Raw genomic sequence first — 18,688 nt, forward strand, 5'->3', positions numbered from 1 at the left:
AAGGCGGCACCACCAATGCCCACCAAGACCTGGCAACGTCGCATCGACACCACCGGCGGCTGGATCGGCCGCGCATTCTTCTTCGCAGCGGTCGCGTCCTGCTCCATCGTCGCAATCTCCACGATCTGGGGATGGATCTTCAACAAGCCTATCGACGTGCACGGCCCGGCCCGCAAGGAAGTCAACCGCACCGAACTGGTCGGCAACTTCGCCCGGCAATGCGTCGAAAAGGCGCTCACCGTCACCGACACCCAGCGCGCATCGCTGCAATCCTGCTGGGCCAATCAGGATCAGCAGCAGCCGCTACCCACCAACCCCGGCGCCGTGGTCAGCTCGCCCGGTGTCGCCGCGGTGACACTCGAGGACGACCTGGGCTACGCCCAGCAATGGAGCGTCATCGTCTCGGTGTCCGAGCGCCCCTACGTGGCCGCACCGGCGGCCGAGAAGTGCTACCGCATCCCTGTCCTCTACAGCAGCTACGGCCTGCAGGCCACAAGTCGGCCAGGCAAAGCTGACTGTTCAGGTGCCGGGGCAACTCTCCCTCTGGGCTACCCCACCACATTGTCGAATCGGTCACCGGTGTTCCACACGCTGACAGGGTTTTTCGAAAGTTACCTGACCAATGCTGGTGGCCTGGATCGCTACATCACCGAGAAATCCGGGCTCGTCGCGGTTCCCGACTATCGCTCCGCTCGCGACGGTGGGCCTGCACCGCGGATCGTGAAACTTCAGTCCACCCGCGCTGTCCCCGACGACGCCATGCCAGTCGACGGCACCACCATCCACGTGTTCGCCACTGTCGACTCCGTCACCCGCCAATTCTCACCGCGCCGCGAGGACTATGCCCTCAGCCTCACCGTCATCAGCGGTCGCTGGATGGTCGCCGGCATCGACTACGCCCCACAACTCGCGCCACAGGCGGAACTCACACCCGTCGTCCCCGCACCCGCGAAAGGACAGTCGTAATGCCCACCGGATCCGGACCTTTCATTGAGCAGCTCGCCGAGACCCTGGCCCACCACTGGTGGATTTATGCCGCGTTCACGGTGGCCGCGGTCTGTGCCGCTATCGGGCGGGCACCCCGCGTCTTCCTGTTCACGATGGCCCTGCTTACCGCCCTCGTGGCGGTGCAGATCGCTGCATTGGGCAGCGAGTTCGTCGACGAAATATCCGCTGATGCTTCGTCGGTACTGATCAACAACTAACCCCTGAAAGGAAAACTATGTTTCCCATCACCGGCCACCTCATGGCCATCACTGCTGATGCCGTGTCCGAACCCTCAACCACCACAACCATTCTCGCAGCGACCGATCTGACGTCGGGATCCCGGTCGCTCTACACCATCCTCATCGGAGTCTTCGTGGTCCTCATCTTGATCGGCGGCGGCGCCCGTGCCACCGCGGCATTCTTCGGCGGCCGCAAAGGCGAAACCATCTTGTGGGCACTGCTGTCGGTCATCGTCGCAGTGATCGTGGGATCGGGCTACGCGATCTACGTGTCCACGAAGAAGACCGTCGACCAAAGCGGCATCACCACAGGGCAGTTCGGCTAAATGGCCGTCGAATCCGCACAGGTGTTCAAAGGGGTGCACGACACCCCCACCTACACCGATCTGCTGTTCAACAAGTCACTGCGCATCGGGGTGGCGGTACCGCTCGCACTCGGCGGGACCGCCACCATCGCATTGCCGTTGCTGTTCCTCGATTCCGGACACGCCCAAACCCTGTTCTTCGTTCCCCTGTTTCTGACGCTCATCTCCGCCGGCATCGGTGCGATGATCCCGTACGGGAAACCCAGCCTCGGATTCCGAGTCCGCAGCATCTGGCGGACGGTTCGGCCGAAGAACGAGTCCAGCCGTGACAGCATGATTCTGGCACCGCCCGACGACGTCATCGGCCACCTTGAATTCACCAAACACGGCGTGTACGCCAACTATCTCGTGTCCGGGCTGCGCTACTACCTGCAGCCGACCAAACACCGCCTCGGTGCCGCCGAACGGCACCGCAACATGGCCCGCGAAGTCCCCGCCGGTGCGTGGATCTACAGCATGTCGGTACCGCAAAGCCAGCGCCAACTGCTGCGCGCCATGCTGCACGGTCATCGCGACAAGCCCGAATGGATCGCCACCTGCCAAGGCCTGGCCGACCAACTCGCGCAGAAGAACCCTCGAACCCGCGTGTACTGGCTGCGTTTTCCCGTCGACGCAGGCCGAGAGGGCCACACCCCGTTGGGACAGGCCACCAAGCTCAAAGACTGGCTGGCCGGACGCGACAAGGACTCCGACGAGTCCCTTGCCGCCTACCGAAGCCTCGCCCACGACATCGTCACCTCGCTGCCGGAAGACTTTTCACCGGTGCCGGTCACCGAAGACATGGTGGACTGGTTTTGGCGGCGCACCGCCTGGCGAGGCACCTTCACCAACCCGCTGCCGCGGCGCCGCCAAGGGACCGCACGACAAGCACCGCGCAGCTTCCCTGTGGCGGAGTTCGACGACGGCGACCAGCTGCACAACTCCGGCCGCAGACTGCCCATGCTGCCGGCCGCCGGCGTGATGGCCGCCCTGACGGTCCTCGCCGCCGTGTTTGTCGTCGTCGCCCCCGCGATACTGTTCGGCCTCACCACCGCCAGCCTCGTCGCCCTGTGGTGTGCCGGTGTGCGGCGGGTGCCGTCCGCGAAGAAGGTTCTGCGGGTCAGCAGCCCCGACGGCCTCTACCCCGACAGCTATCAAGCGATCCTGCCGGTCACCGATATGCCCAAGGCTGGCATCAGGTTTCCCGGGTCGGAGTTTCTCGATGCTCTCGACGATCTCAACACCGGCGCCGAGTTTGATTTCGCTATCAGCCTTGTCGGTCACCACCGCGAAGTGGAGTTCGTCCGCAACGATCGCGCCAAGGAGAACCTGGACGACCAATTCAAGCAGCGTCGTGATGCCCGCGATGGTGATCGCGAGCTGCGCGACACCGGCCTCCAGCTCGCCGAATACAACCGCCAACTCCACTCGAACAGTGACGAACGCCCGATGGAGACCGCCTTCGTCATCGCCGTCGGCGCCAAAGATCCCGCCACGCTCGACTACAGCGTGAAGCGACTGAAAGAGCAACTCGCCGCCTCCGGGCAGGTCTCGGTACGCCACCACCGCGGCGCCCAGGCCAAACTCTGGGCCGCGTTCAACTCCGGAGTCCCCACCCACAAGAGCTCGGTCGACCAGTTCAGCTACCGAACCACGGCAACAAAATGGTCCCGGTTCGTTCCGATCACCTCATCGCAGGTCGGCAACACGAACGGAACTCTATTGGGATTCAACACATCGAGCGCACTCAACAGCGCCGCCCTGATCGACCTTCCCGGCACCGCGCGGCGCAACCACAATCCCTGCCTGGTCTGCAGCGGCGCACCCGGATACGGCAAGTCCTATGCCTCCAAACGAATAGCCCGCGGCGAGTACCAACGCGGCGCCCAATTGTTCATCGTCGACCCCGGCATCGAATGGGCCAAGGCATTCGCCGACGTCCCCACTGACCGCAAAGCCGTGATCGACATGGCCGGCAACAACTTCGGCTGCGACCCGCTACGAATCTTCCCCGAGCGCGTCGCCGGCGGCTACTGGCTCGACTACATGATCCCGATGATGGGCCTGGACTCACGCAGCGTCGCCGTGCAACGACTGCGCACCATCCTCACCGCGCGCGCCCGCCGACAGCTCAAGATCCCCAGCACCGCGGCGCTCATGGCCTACATCGCCAGCATCCAAGCACCGGTCGACCGACCCGACACACGGTCTGAGCAGGTCATCAAGCTCGCCGAGGATCTCTACCCCATCCTGGTTGCCCTGCAGTCGTGGTCGACCTACGACTTCACCCGCGCCATCTTCGACGACACCCTGCCCATCCCCGACTTGGCCAACCTCGACATGACGATCTGGCTCACTGAGAGCCTCGACCTTCCCGACGCCGAGGAGATGAGCACACCCCACCTGTACAACGACCTCAGCGACCGGAAGAAGGCCTCCGTCGCCATCTACGGCATGCTGGTGCGGCTCGCCCGAACCACCTTCTTCGCCAACAAGTCCCGCTTCGGCCTCATCGTCCTCGAAGAAGCCGGAGGCCTGCTTAACTCCCGCGCCGGCGCCGCCGACGCGCATCTCATCAGCCGCCGCGCTCGCAAGCACTACACCGGGTTGTTGATCATCACCCAGGATCCGGTGGCCGACCTCACCCTGATGGGCGACAAGTTCATCACCCAACAACTCATCGTCCCGTTCGAAAACGAGGAACTGGCAAAAGAAGTCGCGCGGAAAGCTGGACTACGAGCGGCCGACTACGACGACCTTGAAGAGTACTTCTTAGCCGAGCCGGATCCCGAAGACATGCGTGAACCGACCGACTTCGACGACGACGAGGTCACCGAACGACCCAATCGGGGCTCCCGGATCGGCAAGGCCTTCTTCATCGACGAATTCCGCCGGCCCGCACCGATCGTCGTGGCTCACGAACCCGACGCGCGTCTCCACGCCGCCTACGACACCACACCAGGCCAGGAGGCAGCGTAACCATGGCCACCGCAGCTGCACGGCCGCATCCCGCCGAACGATTCGGCTACTTCATGGCGACCCACCCCAAGATGCGTCGCGTCACCATCATCTGGTCGGTCGGCCACTTCCTCACCCTCTGGTCGGTCGCCGCCGCACCCCCGGCATTCGCCTCGACAATGGCCGGCGTTCTGAACTGGACGGGCATCAAGGACACCTACGGTGTTCCCCTCGGCAGCTACTACCTGTCGGTGGTCTCGGCCGGCGAAGCCATCACACAAGCCGGCCCCGACCTGTCCATCAACCCAGTGAGCTGGGCGCGGTGGCTCGGCAACGCGGTCGTCACCGGCGTCACCCACGACACGATCGTCAGCTGGCTACAAGCACAAGTGTCGTTCTACGTCTTCATGATCACCGTCGCCTTGTGGTTGCTGCGGTTCGCCATGTCCTCGACTTGGCTGTACTGGCTGGCCATGTGGTTTCGACCCCTCTTCGATGTGCTGCGCACCCTGCTGATCGACCTATGGGTGTTCCCGATCTGCCTCCTCCTGGCTCTCGGCTACGGCGCCTATCAGATGCTGTGGCACGGCCGACGCGGCCTCGGCTGGAGCATCATGCTCAGTAGCGTGGCGATCGGCGTCATCGGCATGATCCTGGTGTTCCAAGGCGATCCGCTCGGCGAACTCTCCGGGGACCACGGCCTACTGTTTCAAGCCCGCACACTGGCCTTCACGGCCGCCCAAGGCGCTGTGAACAACGGCTCGCTCGTCCCCGGGGCCGACAACGCGGCCAATCTCGATCACTTGACCGCGGTCACCGCCGATGCAGTTCTACGGCACCCGTTGCAACTCATGAATTTCGGCATGGTCGTAGACAACATCGGCACCTGCGGCACCGCCTACTCGAAAGCGCTGATGGCCGGTGACGGACAGATGCTGCCGACTCTGCCCACGACCATGCCGAACGGGGTTCCAGGGGCCATGTCGGCCGCCGATGCGTTGCCGTTCATCGGCGGCGGTGACCACTCCCGTCCCGCCCACGCCATGGCCAAATGCGGTGCGCCCCAGGCATTGGCCCACGCTCAACAACTCGACTTCGGCAGCTTCGCCGTCGGCATCGGCTTCTGCATTCTCGGGCTGATCTTCACGTTCTTCATCTGCTATGTCGCCTACTCGTATGTGATGGTCTGCGGCGCAGCGTTCCTCAACGCATTTATGGCCCTGTTCGCAGCGGGCCCGTCGATGATCGACGGTAAGCCCCGCCAGCGCGCCAAACGCCGGATCAAGGAGTTTTTCAAGCACGCTTTCCTCGTCTTCGTCTACGTGCTCTACGTCTCCTTCGCCGCAGTCATCATCCTGAAAACCGTTGCACCCAACGGGTATGCGGCACAGGTCGGCATGAGTCACCCCGTCGCGCAGCTCGTGATGATCGCGATCATGTCGGCGGTGGCCATCGGCCTGTTCTGGTGGTTGAAAAAGGAGCTCAACGACCACACCCGCCAAGACCTGGTGCATGCGGTGCACCAAGTCATCAACCTGGCCCGTTCGGGCTACGACAAGGGCCAGGAAGCGTTCGACAAAGGCATGTCGGCCACTCAACGCGGCCGAGACTGGTTGATGGAGAAGGGTGCCGCCGGCGGAGGCGGAAGCGACCAAAGCGACGATCAACCACTCACTGGGCAGCCCGTCCAAGGACGCTCCGGCGTCAACAAGCCTTCGTCGAGCACTGGTGGCGGCGGCGGATTGACTGAATCGCTACCTGTACCGGGCGGCGGAGGCGGCGCACTGCCTGCTAGCGGGGGCGCCGCAGGCGGCGCAGCGGCCGGAGCCGGCGGATCGGCGGCGAGCAGTGCCGCCGCAGTGGCCGCTCCAGAAGTTGTAGCGGGTCTGGCGGTAGCCGAAAAGCTGCAAGGCGGCCGCCAACAACACACCACGCCGCGCAGCAACGGCAATGGGAGGCCTTCGTCCGACACACCCCCGGTCATCGACGCCAACCGCTCCCAACACACGTGGGTACCAGGCGATTACGGGGTGCAGCCGCCAGCCGACGGCCGCACTAACCAGCCGGTCAACAGTCAACAACGAACCTTGCCGCCACCCCCGGCACCGGAGCAGCCGATATTCGAGACCGACATCGACGACTACTGGGATGAGCCACCGGCACCCGGGAGAGGTCGGCAGGGCTGAGACGCAAGTCCTTGGTGCCCAGCGTGATTCAGTTTTGGCAGTGGCATGAATCGTCTCGGCCGCTGCAGCCGTGATGGTGAGCTCGTGGAAGAACTGGCGCGGGTCCATGGCCCCGGGCGGGTTTGGGGTTCAGCAGCCGTGATCGTGCGGCCTGGAGGCGTTCGAGCGCCTCTACCGTTGGGTGCAGTCCCTCTTGGGTTGGCCGGCCAGGGCTGGTGCGTGGGTCAACGGGCGGCTCATAGCACAGCACCCACGACGAGGCGAGGACGGCAATCTCTGAATGGTGTACGCCGCTGCCGAAGTGCGACCGGATTTGTGCAGTGATTTGCCATGTTCCATCGTCAGCGAACGCGCCGGTCACCGTGTCCACGGCGTACAAGAAGTCATTGTCATCATCGAGGGAAATACCCCACAGGCAGGCGGAGGTTGAATGCTGGAAGGCCGGCTCGACCCGAGGGTCATGACCGATGAGCTTGAACGATGTCGGCACGACGACGGCGCCAGCCAGCGTGTTGCTGAGGACGAAGCTGCTCCCCATCTGGGTCCGCACGACCGCCAGCGTGTTGAAGGGCGCAGGCCCGACGACCGGTATCCGCACGACGGGAAACGGAACCATTGGCTGCATCGGATCGGTCATTTGACGACCGATGTTCGGATCTGGAAGTCGATTTCCTCGGTGGGGTGCTGGGGTGTCAGCGTGAAGTCATAGGGACCTTTCGTCTGTCCCCAGCCGACGCTGGCGCCGGGATCCTGTGCTGAAAAAGCTTGCGCGATATTGAGTGTGACTCTGAGGTCGGTCGCCATCGGCGGGTTCGGAATGCGGTAACTCGCCTGGCATTCATCGGCCGACACGGTGAGATGCTCGATGGCGCCAGGCACGAGCGGGGTGAGGTTCTCGTAACCGAAATTGCCGCCGCTGGCGGGCACGTTCTCGTAGCGGTTGGCGACCACCGTCAGCACGCTCTGTGCGATCGCCGGGTCGTCCGATTCGGGTCGGAACAGTTCCGTGGGCCAAGTGATCGTCCCGGTTATGGCGGTGCCGACGCGCACCACGGTGGCAACGACCTGGTAGCTGAAGCGGTGCAGCGCTGACCATTCGCCCATGAGTGCGGTGTTTACGATCAGGACGAGTTCACCGGTGTTCGGGTCAAGCTCGACACGGGCCCAGTCGGTGGCGAAGAGGAAGCCGCTCTCGCTGTTCTGGATGCTGGCCAGGCCTACGTAGGCCGACCATTGCTCCAGGTCGCGCGCGTGAACTCCCAGCAAAACCCGCTCTTCGCCACGGAGCACGACGTCTGAGTCGTAGCGCCATTCCAGCAAGACAATTCCCGACATGACGAGGAGCCAGCGGTTGGCCACCCCGAGGTCGGCCTCAATGGTGCCCATGGACACCACTTGATTCGGGTTCTGGCTGTTCCACACGCCCATGAGGGGCAACCTATGTGCCGACCCCACAAAGCGGGCCCAGAGTGGCGAATCGTGCCCTTCCGGGCAACGACCACCACAAGCCTGGATCGGCTTGCCGCGCGGCCCTGTCGCTCACTTCGACACCCTGGCTGGCTGGTAGCCGCGAGTCGATCAGTGCGTCTCGCTGATGCGACCGGCGCAGGGCGCATCGCGACCGACCAGCGCGGCCTTCGTGACCGACCCAGCCGCCTACGTTTATGCGGCGCCGGCGTCTGCGGTGTCGGGCTTGTCCTGCGCCGGCCGAGGTGGTGGCCATCCGAGATCGGCCACCATTTGGGCCACATTGGCTCGGTGGACGTCGAAACGTTCGTGCTCAAGCAGCCCGGCGCGTAGCACCACCGGATCAATGCCGGCGTGCAGCAGCAGGAACACCCGCAACAACCACGGTGCCACCTCGGCCACGATCGCCCAGCGCAGCACGCGGTCCCCGAGCGGCTCTTTCTCCTCGTCCGGAATGGGATGGTGAGAGAGCTCGTTGCGGGCCCTGGTCAGCTGCGCGGAGAGGTCGGGCACCGACTCGGTGAGCTCGGGTACGGCCGCCGTGACTTCCGACACCAGTGCACGGGCTCTGTCGGCGTAGCCGACCGCGTCGAAGTGTGCGAGAGCGTTGTTAACGGCGGTATGTACCGCGCCTGGATCGAGGTTTCCGGTCTTGGTGGCCCATTCCTTTGCTGCACGGCGTGCGGCCTGCCGGATCTTCTCGAACCATTTGGGCTGCGCCGCAGGGAACTGCGACTGTTCGTAAGGCAACCGTCGGTGCAGCCCCTCGACCAATGTGGTGTAGACCTGTGCGCGTGCTTGCACGGCCCCATTGATCGGCTCGACCACAGGCCATGCCAGCCCGTCAAGTTTGTCGTTGAGCGCGATCCATTCCGCGAACTGGTTGAGCGTCAACTCCGCGGGTTCCACGATCCGCAGCAGGTTCAGGTTGGTTGGGGCGGAATAGGTCTGGCTGTGCACGGTCAGCCAAGGGTCGCCCTCGTTGACGCGTACCTGACATGCCCTGATCGCCACGGGCTGGTCGAGAGCTAGTCGAAGAAGCACCAGGCATCCCGACACCACCCGCATGTGCAGTTGCCGCAGCGTCATGGGCGTCGCGGCCTCGTACACCAGCCACATCTCACCGTCCTCGGCAGGATCGGCGCTCAACCTCGAACCGTCGTCTGGTACAACGCTCGCCACGCCGACTGGCAGGTGGCCGAGCAGCAGATGACCGAGCTGGTAGCGCACCCCGGTGTAGAGCTGGTCGGCGCCAGATACGTGAGCACCGACGATCGCCTGGTGTGCCTCGTATCGCGGTTGGCCACTGTCCGGCTGGTAGTTCTGAGCATTGACCAAGGTGACGTCCACACCGCTGTCCAGCCGCCCGTGAATCGTGATCGGTTGAAACGCCGCGACATCGAGCGCGGAGTCCGCCGCCGAGACAGGTGGCGGCACTTCATCAACGACCGGCCCGTCAAGAACGACCGCGGCTCGGCTGCCCTCCGCCATCGTCAAGACACCACCTACACGCTTCCCGCTGCGGCTCGCGGCCCAGAACTGGCCATCACTCGTATCCGGCATCATCCACAGAATCATGCATGCCGGCGACGCCCAGCTTGGAAGCCGGTCCTCCCGTAACCAAACGGCGCACAGCGGGGCTATTCGACGACCGGGTCTGCGTCTACCGGTGGAGGCACGTCTATACCGGCCCAGCGCAGATGCTCGACAATCGCGGCGTAGGCCAGGACGTCGTGCCCTTGTGCTGCTCTCATCGCCATGAGCTCCCGAACTGGTTGCGCCGCAGCGATGCCGCCTGGCTGGGGAACCGGCGACCAGTAGATGCTGTTTTCGCGGCAGCGGTCCCGGATGTACTGCTCGGCATCACGTGCCTTGTGTCGCTGCCGTGATCCCTCGTCGGTGATGTACCACCAAGCCAAAGTGGCGGCACCACTATCGATTTCCCACTGCCTGCGTTCGGGCGGGTGCGCGAACACCAGACGCCACTCGGTGATCAGTCCGCGATCCGTGAGCGCCTCCAGGGCCTCCCCGATGTGCCGCTGTCTTTCCGCTTGTAGCGGTAACGCGACTCTGGACGTGGCACAAGGGGTCTCCTGTCAGCGGCCCGCAACGGGTCAGGTGGTGGTCTGGATGACTGAGTCGAGGTCGACGGCGCCCGGGACGGCGGTGGACAGGACCGTTCGCAGCGCGGCGGCGATGTCGCGTTCGGTGATCGTGGTCATGGTCGTGTCGTCGACGTCGCCGGTGTCGAGTTCTTCGGCGATACGCAGCATCTGCTCGTCGAAGCTCTCCTCGATCACGTTGCGGATGAACCGGCCGTTGCCGGCGACATCGAGAATCCGCCGCGGTTTACCGGCTTGGCCGTTGGAGTCGGTGGTCTCCACCTGATGTTCGGCCAGCTTGGCGCACACTCGCTGTAGGAGCTCGCTGGCCGCTGGGTCGATGGTCGACTCTTTCTGCGCCGCCATGGAAGCCGCGATCTCACCCAGCTCAGTTGGCGTGTAGGATGCGAACCGGATCCGCCGCGGTACACGGCTACCCAGGCCTTCGTTGGACGCCAGGAAGCGGTCGATCTCGTCGTCGTAGCCGGCGATGATCACCATGAGCCGGTGCCGGTCGTTCTCCATGCGGGCAAGCAGGGTGTCGACGGCTTCCTTGCCGAAGGCGTCGCCTCCCGACAAGCCTTCCTGGATCAGGGTGTACGCCTCGTCGATGAACAACACCCCGCCAAGGGCCTCGTCGATCTTGTTGTCCGTTTTCTCCGCTGTCTGCCCGAGATAGCCCGCGACGAAGTCAGCGCGTTTGGCCTCAACCACTTTCGGGGTGGGCAGAATGCCCAAGCCGCAATAGATATTGGCCACCACGCGGGCGATGGTGGTCTTGCCGGTGCCCGGCGGCCCGGTGAACGCCATGTGGTGACTCCGGATCACCAGCGGCAGGCCACGTTCCTCACGCACCTTGTTGACTTTCACCGTGGCTTGCAGCTTGTGAACCTGCCGTTTGACCTCGACAAGGCCGATCTGGCGGTCCAGTTCGGCCTCCGCCTCGGCGAGCAGTTCGGCTTGGTGGTCGGCCTGCTCGGTCTCCCGGGTGGGCTCGGTGTTCGGATCCCAAGGATCGGTACGGGCTTCGATCGCTTCAGGGTTGGTCACCGTCAGCCGGCGGTCCTTGTCGTCGAGCGCCTGACGGGCCGGGGCGAACTTCGCGTCGCGCGCATACACGCGCCGCAACAGCTGCGCGGAATCGTCATGCTTGCCCAGGTGGCGCAGGCACATGGCCTGGGTGTAGAGCGCGATCGTGGCCGCGTGCGGTACCAGCTCGGTGTCTATCGCGGTTTGCGCTCGCCGGTAGGCGTCCTCGAACACGCCCAGTGAGGCCAGCGCCGTGCTGGCCATCGCGGCGGCCGCGGCGCCGTATACCGGTTTGCGCCAGACCTTGTCGACGGTGAAGAAACGCAGCACGTCGGGCCAGCGTTTGGCCTGAAAATGCAGCACTCCTTGGGCGTAGGTGTGCAGGTCCGCGTCGAACGGGTCGGTCGGCGCCAGCCCGCGCAGCACCTCATCGGCATCGGCGTAGCGGCCTTCGCGGGCCAGAACCGTCGCATACGCGGTCAGCAAGGAATCGCGGGAGGTGATCTCCAGGCTCACGAACAGTCCATCGAAAACCATTGGGCAGAAGGAGGACTGCAAAACGCCGAGACGCTGAAACTCCCATCCGAACGTTGCCCGCGCCTCGCACGCGCCGGCCAGTGTCTTGGCCGAGTCGTCGCCGGCTCGGATACGCGCCAGCCAGGCGTCACACATCGATGGGTCCGTGTCGGTGGCGATCCTGAACGACTTGGCTGCCACCTCGGGATTGGTGCTGGGCATCATGTTGTTCACGCTCACGCCCGACGCCAACAGTCCTCGGGTGAGCGCCTGGCGGGCCGCCTCTGCGCTTTGCATGCTCGCCATGGTCATCAGGCCACCCGTCCCCGCTTCTGTGTCCGGATCAGATTGCGCTCGGTGCTCAGGTCGGAGTTCAACCGGTGAGTGAACTCGGCGGTGCGGATGATGCACGTATTTTCCGAGTCCTGTTCCAGGTGAACGTCAGCGACGCTGGCGGTTCGCGCCGGCACCAACCGTACCGTGATGGCCGCACGGGGTCCGGCGGCCGCACGGGCCGCGCTGGATCCCGCCGAGGACCGCGGATCGTCGTAGACCACCATCACGCCGTCACCGTTGTTGGGCAGTTTCGGCGGCAGGCCGGGAACGATGTGCAGGCCTGCCCCGGTGGCATCGCGCCACACCTCCGGCCGCGATGACCGCACCAGCACCTGATATCCGATCGCGGCATGGCTCATCGCCAGTTGCAGCAGCTGGGCGACTTCGCCGGCCACAGTGACGCTGGCCGTCGACGTGGGCGCTGCGTTGGCGAGGCTGACCAGCAGCAGGTGTCCGCTCATGGTGGAACCGATGATGACGCCGGTCGAGCCGATCGGCGCCCGCAGATCCTCGCCGTCGCGCAGGCGCCTATGGGGAACCCTCAGACGCGGTGTGGGCGCGTCGACGACACTGGCCCGCACGCCCAGGTCGTGACGCCCCGACAGAGGGTTGAGGCCAAGGATGGGTGGTTCGCGTAGCGGGCCTCCGGTGGCGTAGCGCACCAACAGCCCGACCTCGGTGGACTGTTCGGACCCGGGCCGCAATTGCAGTGCGGTGGCGGTGTAGTCGCAGTCGGGAACCCAGACCCGGTCGAGGGTTTCGGTTGAAATGTCTTGCGGTGACACCCAATACGCGGTGATCGAGCCACCGTCGTGATGCAGCCCCGTCCAGCCCGGGCGCGACGGTTCGCCGACGCCGGCGCTCAACGCGGTGTCGATGTCGGCGAGCTCGGCGGCATCGACAACACGGGCCGGGCAGTGCTGGGCGGTCAGCTCGGCGGCCAACCGCTGCGCACATGCGGTCAGCGTGGCCGCCACAGATTCTCGGCACTGGACCGCGTCGACGTTGTCGTGGCTGTTCATCCGCAGCACGCAGACCGTGCGGCGACTGCCCATCGCCCCGTGATCGCCAACCTTGCGCGAGTACGTTGCCGCATACGGGTGGTGCTGGTTGGGCGCTCGGCGCCGACCCACGCTGAGCACGTCAATTCCCGACAGCGTCACATCGAATTGCCGCAAGGCGTCGGCGACAACCGAGATCGGCAAGCTGGCCGGTGATTGCACGCGGTTGTGGTCAAGCACCGACGGCGTGTGTGAGCGGCCATCGACGGCAACGACCGCGATCAGCTCTTCGCCATGGGCACGCACCGCCGCCGTCGTCGGCGGCCACTGCGTGGTGTGCTCGGTGGTTTCAGCCACCGCCAGCACCCCTGTCGCCGGGCGACGCGGCAGCAGACGAGCGACAAGAGTCAGCACATGCTCGTGACGCCACGTCACCACGAGAGCAGCGACCACCACCGCGGCGACCCCGATCGACACCCACACCGCGGCCGGGCCGGCCAGTGTCGAGGAGACCACGGTCAGAACCACTACAGCGGCGAGGAACGCCACGGCCAGCCGCGCCCAGCTCGCCCGCACCCCCAGTGCGAACATCGGCTTCATCGGACCCTCCTCGATCGAATCGCGGTCAATCCCACGGTGATCACGCACAGTGCGATCACCCCGCCGATCCCGCCGAGAGCGACCCACACCGGTGTCATGTTCCGTGGCGGCGGCGCAGGAGGGATGAACAGGGGCGACGAAAGACGTTCCGGCCCAACGCGAGCGCCGGGATCCTTCAAGTCCCAGGTCAGTGCGGCGACCGGATCGACGATGCCGTGACCGATCTGGTTGTCGACGCCACGTGCGGGCGGACGAGCCGTGCTGATGAGCCGGTTGATCACCTGATGGGCGGTGAGTTCGGGATATTTGGCTCGCACCAGGGCCGCGACACCGGAGACGATCGCCGCGGAGAACGATGTCCCGGCCGGAGCGACCATGGCGTTGTCCCGGCCCTCGGTGGCGTTGATCAGCCCATCGTCGCGGGGTGAGAGGCTGACCACGTCCGTGCCGGGTGCGGCAATACCCACCCACGGGCCCGCGACGCTCAGATCGATCAACGGATTGCCCGCGGAGTCCACGGCCCCGACGGTCAGGACGTACTGGTCGAACCACGCCGGCGTCACCACGGTCTTGACCTGGCCCCAGTTGCGGGGATCGTTCGGTGTCATCGGGTTGTACGGCGGGTTCTGTTCGCAATCAGTGTTGCCGCCCGAACCGGTGTTGCCGGCGGCGGCCACGATCACCGCGTTCTTGTCCACCGCGGCGTACCGCAGCGCTGCACCCAGCGCGGCCTGGTCGATCACGTTCAAGGCGTTCATGCACGACACCGCACTGATGTTGATCACCTGGGCACCCATGTCTGCGGCGTGACGGACCGCCCGGGCCATCGTCTGGATGTCGCCGGCCTTCTTGCGTGTGGCCGGATCCTGATCACCGCTGAACGCGTCCTTGGGGCTGAACGCTTTTGACGACTGCCGGATCGAGATGAGCTCCACATCCGGTGCCACACCGGAGAATCCGTCAGCCGGTGGCGCAGGTGGTGGCGGGGCCGGTTCGGCTGGCACGTCGACGTCATCGACTGGTGCTTGCGGGATGGTGAACCGGTTGCTCACTGCTTGTACGCGCACGGTCGTGCCGGTTGGCTGCCACGAAGACGGCGCTACACCCGGTTCCCCGGGCGGGGGCGGCGGCGGGCCAGCAGGCGCCGGCGGCGGTGGCGGTGGTGACGGGACTTGCACGATCACCGTTTGCGGCGGTGGAGGCGGCGGCGGTGCTTCGCTGGTCGGCACCGTGTCCGGCCGCCGGCTCTCGCGCGGCGGCGGCAACGGAGTCTTGCCGTCCATCGGCGCCGCTGCGATCAGCGATGCCACCCACGTGCCGTGCGCATCGCAGTCGGACAGTCCGTCACCGCCCTCCATCACGTAGTCGCCCCCGCCAATGAGGTTGGGCAGGCGTGGATGTGGGCTGACGCCGGTGTCGATCACCGCGACCTTGACGCCGGCACCACGTCCCCACCGCCATGCCTCGGGCAGATTGAGCATGTCCATGTAGCGCGGCTGGACCCGGTAGTCGGTGTCGGGAAGGGTGGCCACACGGGTGCAATAGGCGCCCTGGCGCATCGGTTCCGGCGGGCTGGGCGGACCGTCAGGCGGCAACGCGCCCGGGTCGACGCTGGGCGGTTCGATCGCCCGGGCGCTCGGCGCACCCCACAGTGTGGAGGTGGCCACCAAACTGACCACGGCCACAGCCGAAAACATCGGCGCCAGAAGGCGAGTGCGGCGGTTCATGAGCGGTACCTGATCGCGGCGAACACATCCATGACCTCGAACGCCAGCGGCCACACCGCGGCCAGCAAGAAGTACTCGATCCATTCCACGAACTGTTCGAACACCGGCGTGTAGGTGCTGCGCGGGACAATCACCGCGGCGATCAGGCCGAGGGTCGGAAGCGCCACGATCAGCCCGCATCCGACGAGCAGTGCGGGCATCGACCACAGCTGCACGATGTACCGCAGCGCCACCACGACGGCGATCGTCACCGCGGTCACCGCGAGGATCGACGACTGCCACCGATCGGTGTATGAGCGGCCGTGCAGCAGCACCGCAGCAGCCACCACACCGGCCAGCACCACCATGAGCCACCGCCGCGGCGAGTGCGGGTCGCACAGCCCCAGGCACGAGATGACCAGCAGGATGCTGAACGCCATCAACATGCCCGTGATGTAGACCCGGGCCCGTTCGGTGTTCAGCGCGACCTGCTGCACCGACTCCGGGCCTTCCAGCACCGGGCGGCCACCGACGACCACCACAACCTCACCGGGCAGATACGGCCGAGTCTCGAACACCCAGGGCCGCCCTGGAGGCGGCATGACCGGCAACCGGATCTTGGCGGCAATGCGGGCTAGCGACGGGGTGATCTTCATCCCGACCATGGACACCAACAACACACTGGCCAGCAGTACCGGGGCCGATGTCACCAGCAGCATCCGCACCGCCCCGGTCACCAACGCGGCCAATCCCAACACGATGACGGCCGTGCACAACGAAAGGTGACGGCCCGTGTACCGCAACGTCAGTCCTGCGGCGGCCAGCGCCACCGTGGCCCCCAGCGCACCGTGAGGAGCCCCGAGCGGACCAGGCACCACCAGCGCAGCCGCCACAGCCGCAGCAGCGCAACCAGTGAGCCGCAACGTGTCGGCCACGGCGACCTCAGTCTGCCACTCCGACCACGCGTGCCGATCCGACGAGTCCTCCTCGATGAGCGCACGCCGTGTGAGCCCGGCCCGCATCGCCAGCACGGTAGCTGCGACCAGCAGCGCCAGCGCGATCACGGCCGCGGCTGCCGCTGCCACGAACCCGTCGTGGCCGTAGCGCCAGCGCGCCAGCATCGCCAGCACCACGAGCACGCTCGTCGATAACAACCCAACACCGATGCGGGCGGCCAACTCCGGAGTGATCTTCTGCCGGCTGCGGCGCAACTCGGTCGCCGCGGCCGTGGTCACATTCTCGATAACCGGGGTGCGGGATTCGGTGTCGTCGACGAACTGCAGCCACAGCTTGGTGCCGTCGACCACGCCCTGCTCAGCAAGCGAACGTGACGGGCGCAGCATGGTGCCGTCAACCCAGCACAGCGCCCACCGGCCCCGTACGACCTTTCCCGTGGCATCGGTCGCGCCGGCCGGTTGCAGCTTCGGACGTCCGATCTGGTCAAGGCGCTGATTGGACAGATCGACCAAGGCCGACATGTGACGCGACACCGGGGCCACCGCATCGAGGACGACCCCGAACTGAACATCGGCCACCATCAACGCCACCTGCACGCGGTTGGCCGAAGGCGACGGCGCCGCCGACACCCCGCTCACCTGTGGTTGCACGGCCGTCATCGCGGGCTCACCCCACCGGGTGTAGGAAAGCCTTCCGCCACCCACGCGGCAACTTCGGTGTAGGCCAACCGAGTTGGCTTACGCAGAGCGTCGAAATCCAGCACCGCGCCGTCACGAAGGTGCTCGTCGAACGGAACGAACTTCACCGCACCGACCCGCTGCTCCAACGAGTGCGTGACCGCGGTCACGAATTTCTTTTCAGCGCAGTCGTATACGTCGTTGAGCACCACCACCGACCGGCGAAGCAGATCATGCTTCCCCCGCGCGGCGAGCCAATCGATGGTCTGTTCTGCCGCCGCGGCCCCGTCAAAGTTCGCCGTTCCCACGATCACCAACGCGTTCGCCGCCCGCAACACCGCCGGCATCACCGGATGCTCGACATTGGCCCCGCAGTCGATCAACGCCAGCTGATAGAAACGGCGGGTGCGGTTGAGCGTCGTGTCGAACATATCAGCCGTCAGCCCCAGCGGATTGGCCACATTCTGGTTTCCGGCAAGCACTTCCAAGCCCTGCGGGTTCTGGCCGGTGCGGGCACGCGACTGCGGATAGGTGTCGGTGTAGTTGCGCTTATAGATCTCCTCACCATCCGCTAAATACTCGCGTATGGTCGACGTGGCACGGGGATCGACGACGCGGCCCAGCGCCCCGTAGGTCGGATTGGCATCGATCGCGATGACCGGCTCATTGCGGTACATCGCGAACACCGTGCCGATGCCCGCCGTCGTGCGTGTCTTGCCGACACCACCCTTGATCGACAGCACCGCAACCTGGTAGTTGCCGGGAATGTTCCCCGCAATCTGGGCTTGCCGCTGCAGCTGCAGCCGCTCCGCCGGACCCGCGCCCAAATTCACGAGATGTCCGGTACCCACGTAAACCGCGTGCCGCCAGCCCTCCTCGGGCGGTACTCGCCGTGTCTTCACCAGATCGTCGTGACGAAGATGGCGGGTTGCCTCGCTAGCCCAGGCCGGTGTCAGTGACCCCTCACTGGCCGCCGCCCAACTCGCAATCTGCAGTGGCGCTGAGGATTCCCCCTCCGATCCGGGCCGCGAGACCGCGACACCGTGTGCATCGGGGTACGACTGTCGCGCATGCCACTGCGGCCCGGTTTCGGCGCTCTGATGCGCCTGAACCGGGTGTCCGTTGACCGACTGGTGCTGGCCCGGCTGCTGGTACTGCCCCGGGTAGTGGTGCTGCCACTGGGCAGCCTCGGCGTTGGCCGGCGCAGGCAGGCGCCGGCTCGCCGGCCCCTCGGTCTGCCGCTGGTCAGGCCGCCGAGCCGTGTCTGGTTGAGCCGCGTGGCGCGCGATCACCTCGGCGACCTCGGCCGACATCGGGCCGACGATCGTCGGGTCGTCGACGACGGGCCGGCTGGGTTCGCTGACCTCCGGCTCGGAAGGCAGGGCGGGTTCGGTCAACGGATCCTTCTTCCCCTCGGCCGCCTGGTCCGCGCTGTCGCTGGCCTGATCGCTGAAATAGCGCGTTGCGAAATCCTGGTTGTCCATTTCTTACTCCACCCCAATTGCTCACTCTGCCGGGCTTTGCACCAATCCTATGGCCCGCAAATACCGCTTAGCGACGGTCAACCGTGACTTTCCGTGATC

14 protein-coding genes are annotated in these 18,688 nt (G+C 65.6%); 5 read left to right on the top strand and 9 right to left on the bottom strand.

What is annotated here, in order from left to right; all coding sequences use genetic code 11:
- The first annotated feature begins 15 nt into the window (after positions 1-15).
- The 5 genes from BST13_RS27480 to BST13_RS27500 are packed head-to-tail and all read left to right on the top strand — an operon-like array spanning position 16 to position 6,714.
- A complete protein-coding gene (locus BST13_RS27480) occupies positions 16-966 on the top strand; it encodes a conjugal transfer protein (RefSeq protein ID WP_083167744.1) in 951 nt (316 codons plus the stop codon).
- A complete protein-coding gene (locus tag BST13_RS27485; protein ID WP_083167746.1) occupies positions 966-1,205 on the top strand; it encodes a hypothetical protein in 240 nt (79 codons plus the stop codon). Before BST13_RS27480 ends, BST13_RS27485 begins: the two co-directional genes overlap by 1 nt.
- A gap of 17 nt (positions 1,206-1,222) precedes the next feature.
- Positions 1,223-1,552, top strand: coding sequence for a glycosyl transferase family 39 (locus BST13_RS27490; RefSeq protein ID WP_245839824.1), 330 nt, complete (start codon positions 1,223-1,225; stop codon positions 1,550-1,552).
- Positions 1,553-4,549, top strand: coding sequence for an ATP-binding protein (locus BST13_RS27495; RefSeq protein ID WP_083167749.1), 2,997 nt, complete (start codon positions 1,553-1,555; stop codon positions 4,547-4,549). It abuts the gene before it with no gap.
- 2 nt (positions 4,550-4,551) lie between these two features.
- A complete protein-coding gene (locus BST13_RS27500; protein ID WP_083167752.1) occupies positions 4,552-6,714 on the top strand; it encodes a hypothetical protein in 2,163 nt (720 codons plus the stop codon).
- A 28-nt stretch (positions 6,715-6,742) separates the two neighbouring features.
- On the opposite strand, the gene BST13_RS27505 is transcribed toward BST13_RS27500, so the two are convergent.
- The 9 genes from BST13_RS27505 to BST13_RS27545 form a co-directional block, all read right to left on the bottom strand.
- Positions 6,743-7,351, bottom strand: coding sequence for a hypothetical protein (locus BST13_RS27505; RefSeq protein WP_083167754.1), 609 nt, complete (start codon positions 7,349-7,351; stop codon positions 6,743-6,745).
- Positions 7,348-8,142, bottom strand: coding sequence for a hypothetical protein (locus tag BST13_RS27510; RefSeq protein WP_083167757.1), 795 nt, complete (start codon positions 8,140-8,142; stop codon positions 7,348-7,350). The genes BST13_RS27505 and BST13_RS27510 overlap by 4 nt, the downstream gene beginning before the upstream one ends.
- A 234-nt stretch (positions 8,143-8,376) precedes the next feature.
- Positions 8,377-9,759 carry an ApeA N-terminal domain 1-containing protein gene (locus BST13_RS27515; protein WP_342744317.1) on the bottom strand — a complete coding sequence of 461 codons (1,383 nt, stop codon included), beginning with the start codon at positions 9,757-9,759 and terminating at the stop codon, positions 8,377-8,379.
- A 62-nt stretch (positions 9,760-9,821) separates the two neighbouring features.
- Complete coding sequence (locus BST13_RS27520) at positions 9,822-10,157, bottom strand: hypothetical protein (RefSeq protein ID WP_083167762.1); 336 nt, start codon at positions 10,155-10,157, stop codon at positions 9,822-9,824.
- A gap of 138 nt (positions 10,158-10,295) precedes the next feature.
- The gene (gene eccA, locus BST13_RS27525; protein WP_158087205.1) at positions 10,296-12,125 is read right to left on the bottom strand and encodes a type VII secretion AAA-ATPase EccA; all 1,830 of its coding nucleotides are present in this window, start codon (positions 12,123-12,125) and stop codon (positions 10,296-10,298) included.
- Positions 12,126-12,139: 14 nt separating this feature from the next.
- Positions 12,140-13,765, bottom strand: coding sequence for a type VII secretion protein EccE (gene eccE / locus BST13_RS27530; protein ID WP_083167767.1), 1,626 nt, complete (start codon positions 13,763-13,765; stop codon positions 12,140-12,142).
- Positions 13,762-15,492 carry a type VII secretion-associated serine protease mycosin gene (mycP, locus tag BST13_RS27535; RefSeq protein WP_083167770.1) on the bottom strand — a complete coding sequence of 577 codons (1,731 nt, stop codon included), beginning with the start codon at positions 15,490-15,492 and terminating at the stop codon, positions 13,762-13,764. Before mycP ends, eccE begins: the two co-directional genes overlap by 4 nt.
- Complete coding sequence (gene eccD, locus BST13_RS27540; protein WP_083167772.1) at positions 15,489-17,087, bottom strand: type VII secretion integral membrane protein EccD; 1,599 nt, start codon at positions 17,085-17,087, stop codon at positions 15,489-15,491. Before eccD ends, mycP begins: the two co-directional genes overlap by 4 nt.
- Entirely contained in the window at positions 17,084-18,589 is a 1,506-nt protein-coding gene (locus tag BST13_RS27545; RefSeq protein ID WP_083167775.1) for a MinD/ParA family ATP-binding protein, read from the bottom strand. Before BST13_RS27545 ends, eccD begins: the two co-directional genes overlap by 4 nt.
- Between the last annotated feature and the right edge of the window lie 99 nt (positions 18,590-18,688).

The sequence above is a fragment of the Mycobacterium aquaticum genome (assembly GCF_002086485.1).
GTDB lineage: Bacteria > Actinomycetota > Actinomycetes > Mycobacteriales > Mycobacteriaceae > Mycobacterium > Mycobacterium aquaticum.

Excerpts from the sequence above, each read along its gene's own strand:
- eccD (WP_083167772.1), bottom strand. The coding sequence starts at position 17,087 with ATGACGGCCGTGCAACCACAGGTGAGCGGGGTGTCGGCGGCGCCGTCG.
- BST13_RS27545 (WP_083167775.1), bottom strand. The coding sequence starts at position 18,589 with ATGGACAACCAGGATTTCGCAACGCGCTATTTCAGCGATCAGGCCAGC.
- BST13_RS27490 (WP_245839824.1), top strand. The coding sequence starts at position 1,223 with ATGTTTCCCATCACCGGCCACCTCATGGCCATCACTGCTGATGCCGTG.
- BST13_RS27480 (WP_083167744.1), top strand. The coding sequence starts at position 16 with ATGCCCACCAAGACCTGGCAACGTCGCATCGACACCACCGGCGGCTGG.
- eccA (WP_158087205.1), bottom strand. The coding sequence starts at position 12,125 with ATGCAAAGCGCAGAGGCGGCCCGCCAGGCGCTCACCCGAGGACTGTTG.
- BST13_RS27495 (WP_083167749.1), top strand. The coding sequence starts at position 1,553 with ATGGCCGTCGAATCCGCACAGGTGTTCAAAGGGGTGCACGACACCCCC.
- eccE (WP_083167767.1), bottom strand. The coding sequence starts at position 13,765 with ATGAAGCCGATGTTCGCACTGGGGGTGCGGGCGAGCTGGGCGCGGCTG.
- BST13_RS27500 (WP_083167752.1), top strand. The coding sequence starts at position 4,552 with ATGGCCACCGCAGCTGCACGGCCGCATCCCGCCGAACGATTCGGCTAC.
- BST13_RS27485 (WP_083167746.1), top strand. The coding sequence starts at position 966 with ATGCCCACCGGATCCGGACCTTTCATTGAGCAGCTCGCCGAGACCCTG.
- BST13_RS27505 (WP_083167754.1), bottom strand. The coding sequence starts at position 7,351 with ATGACCGATCCGATGCAGCCAATGGTTCCGTTTCCCGTCGTGCGGATA.
- BST13_RS27515 (WP_342744317.1), bottom strand. The coding sequence starts at position 9,759 with ATGATTCTGTGGATGATGCCGGATACGAGTGATGGCCAGTTCTGGGCC.
- mycP (WP_083167770.1), bottom strand. The coding sequence starts at position 15,492 with ATGAACCGCCGCACTCGCCTTCTGGCGCCGATGTTTTCGGCTGTGGCC.
- BST13_RS27510 (WP_083167757.1), bottom strand. The coding sequence starts at position 8,142 with ATGGGCGTGTGGAACAGCCAGAACCCGAATCAAGTGGTGTCCATGGGC.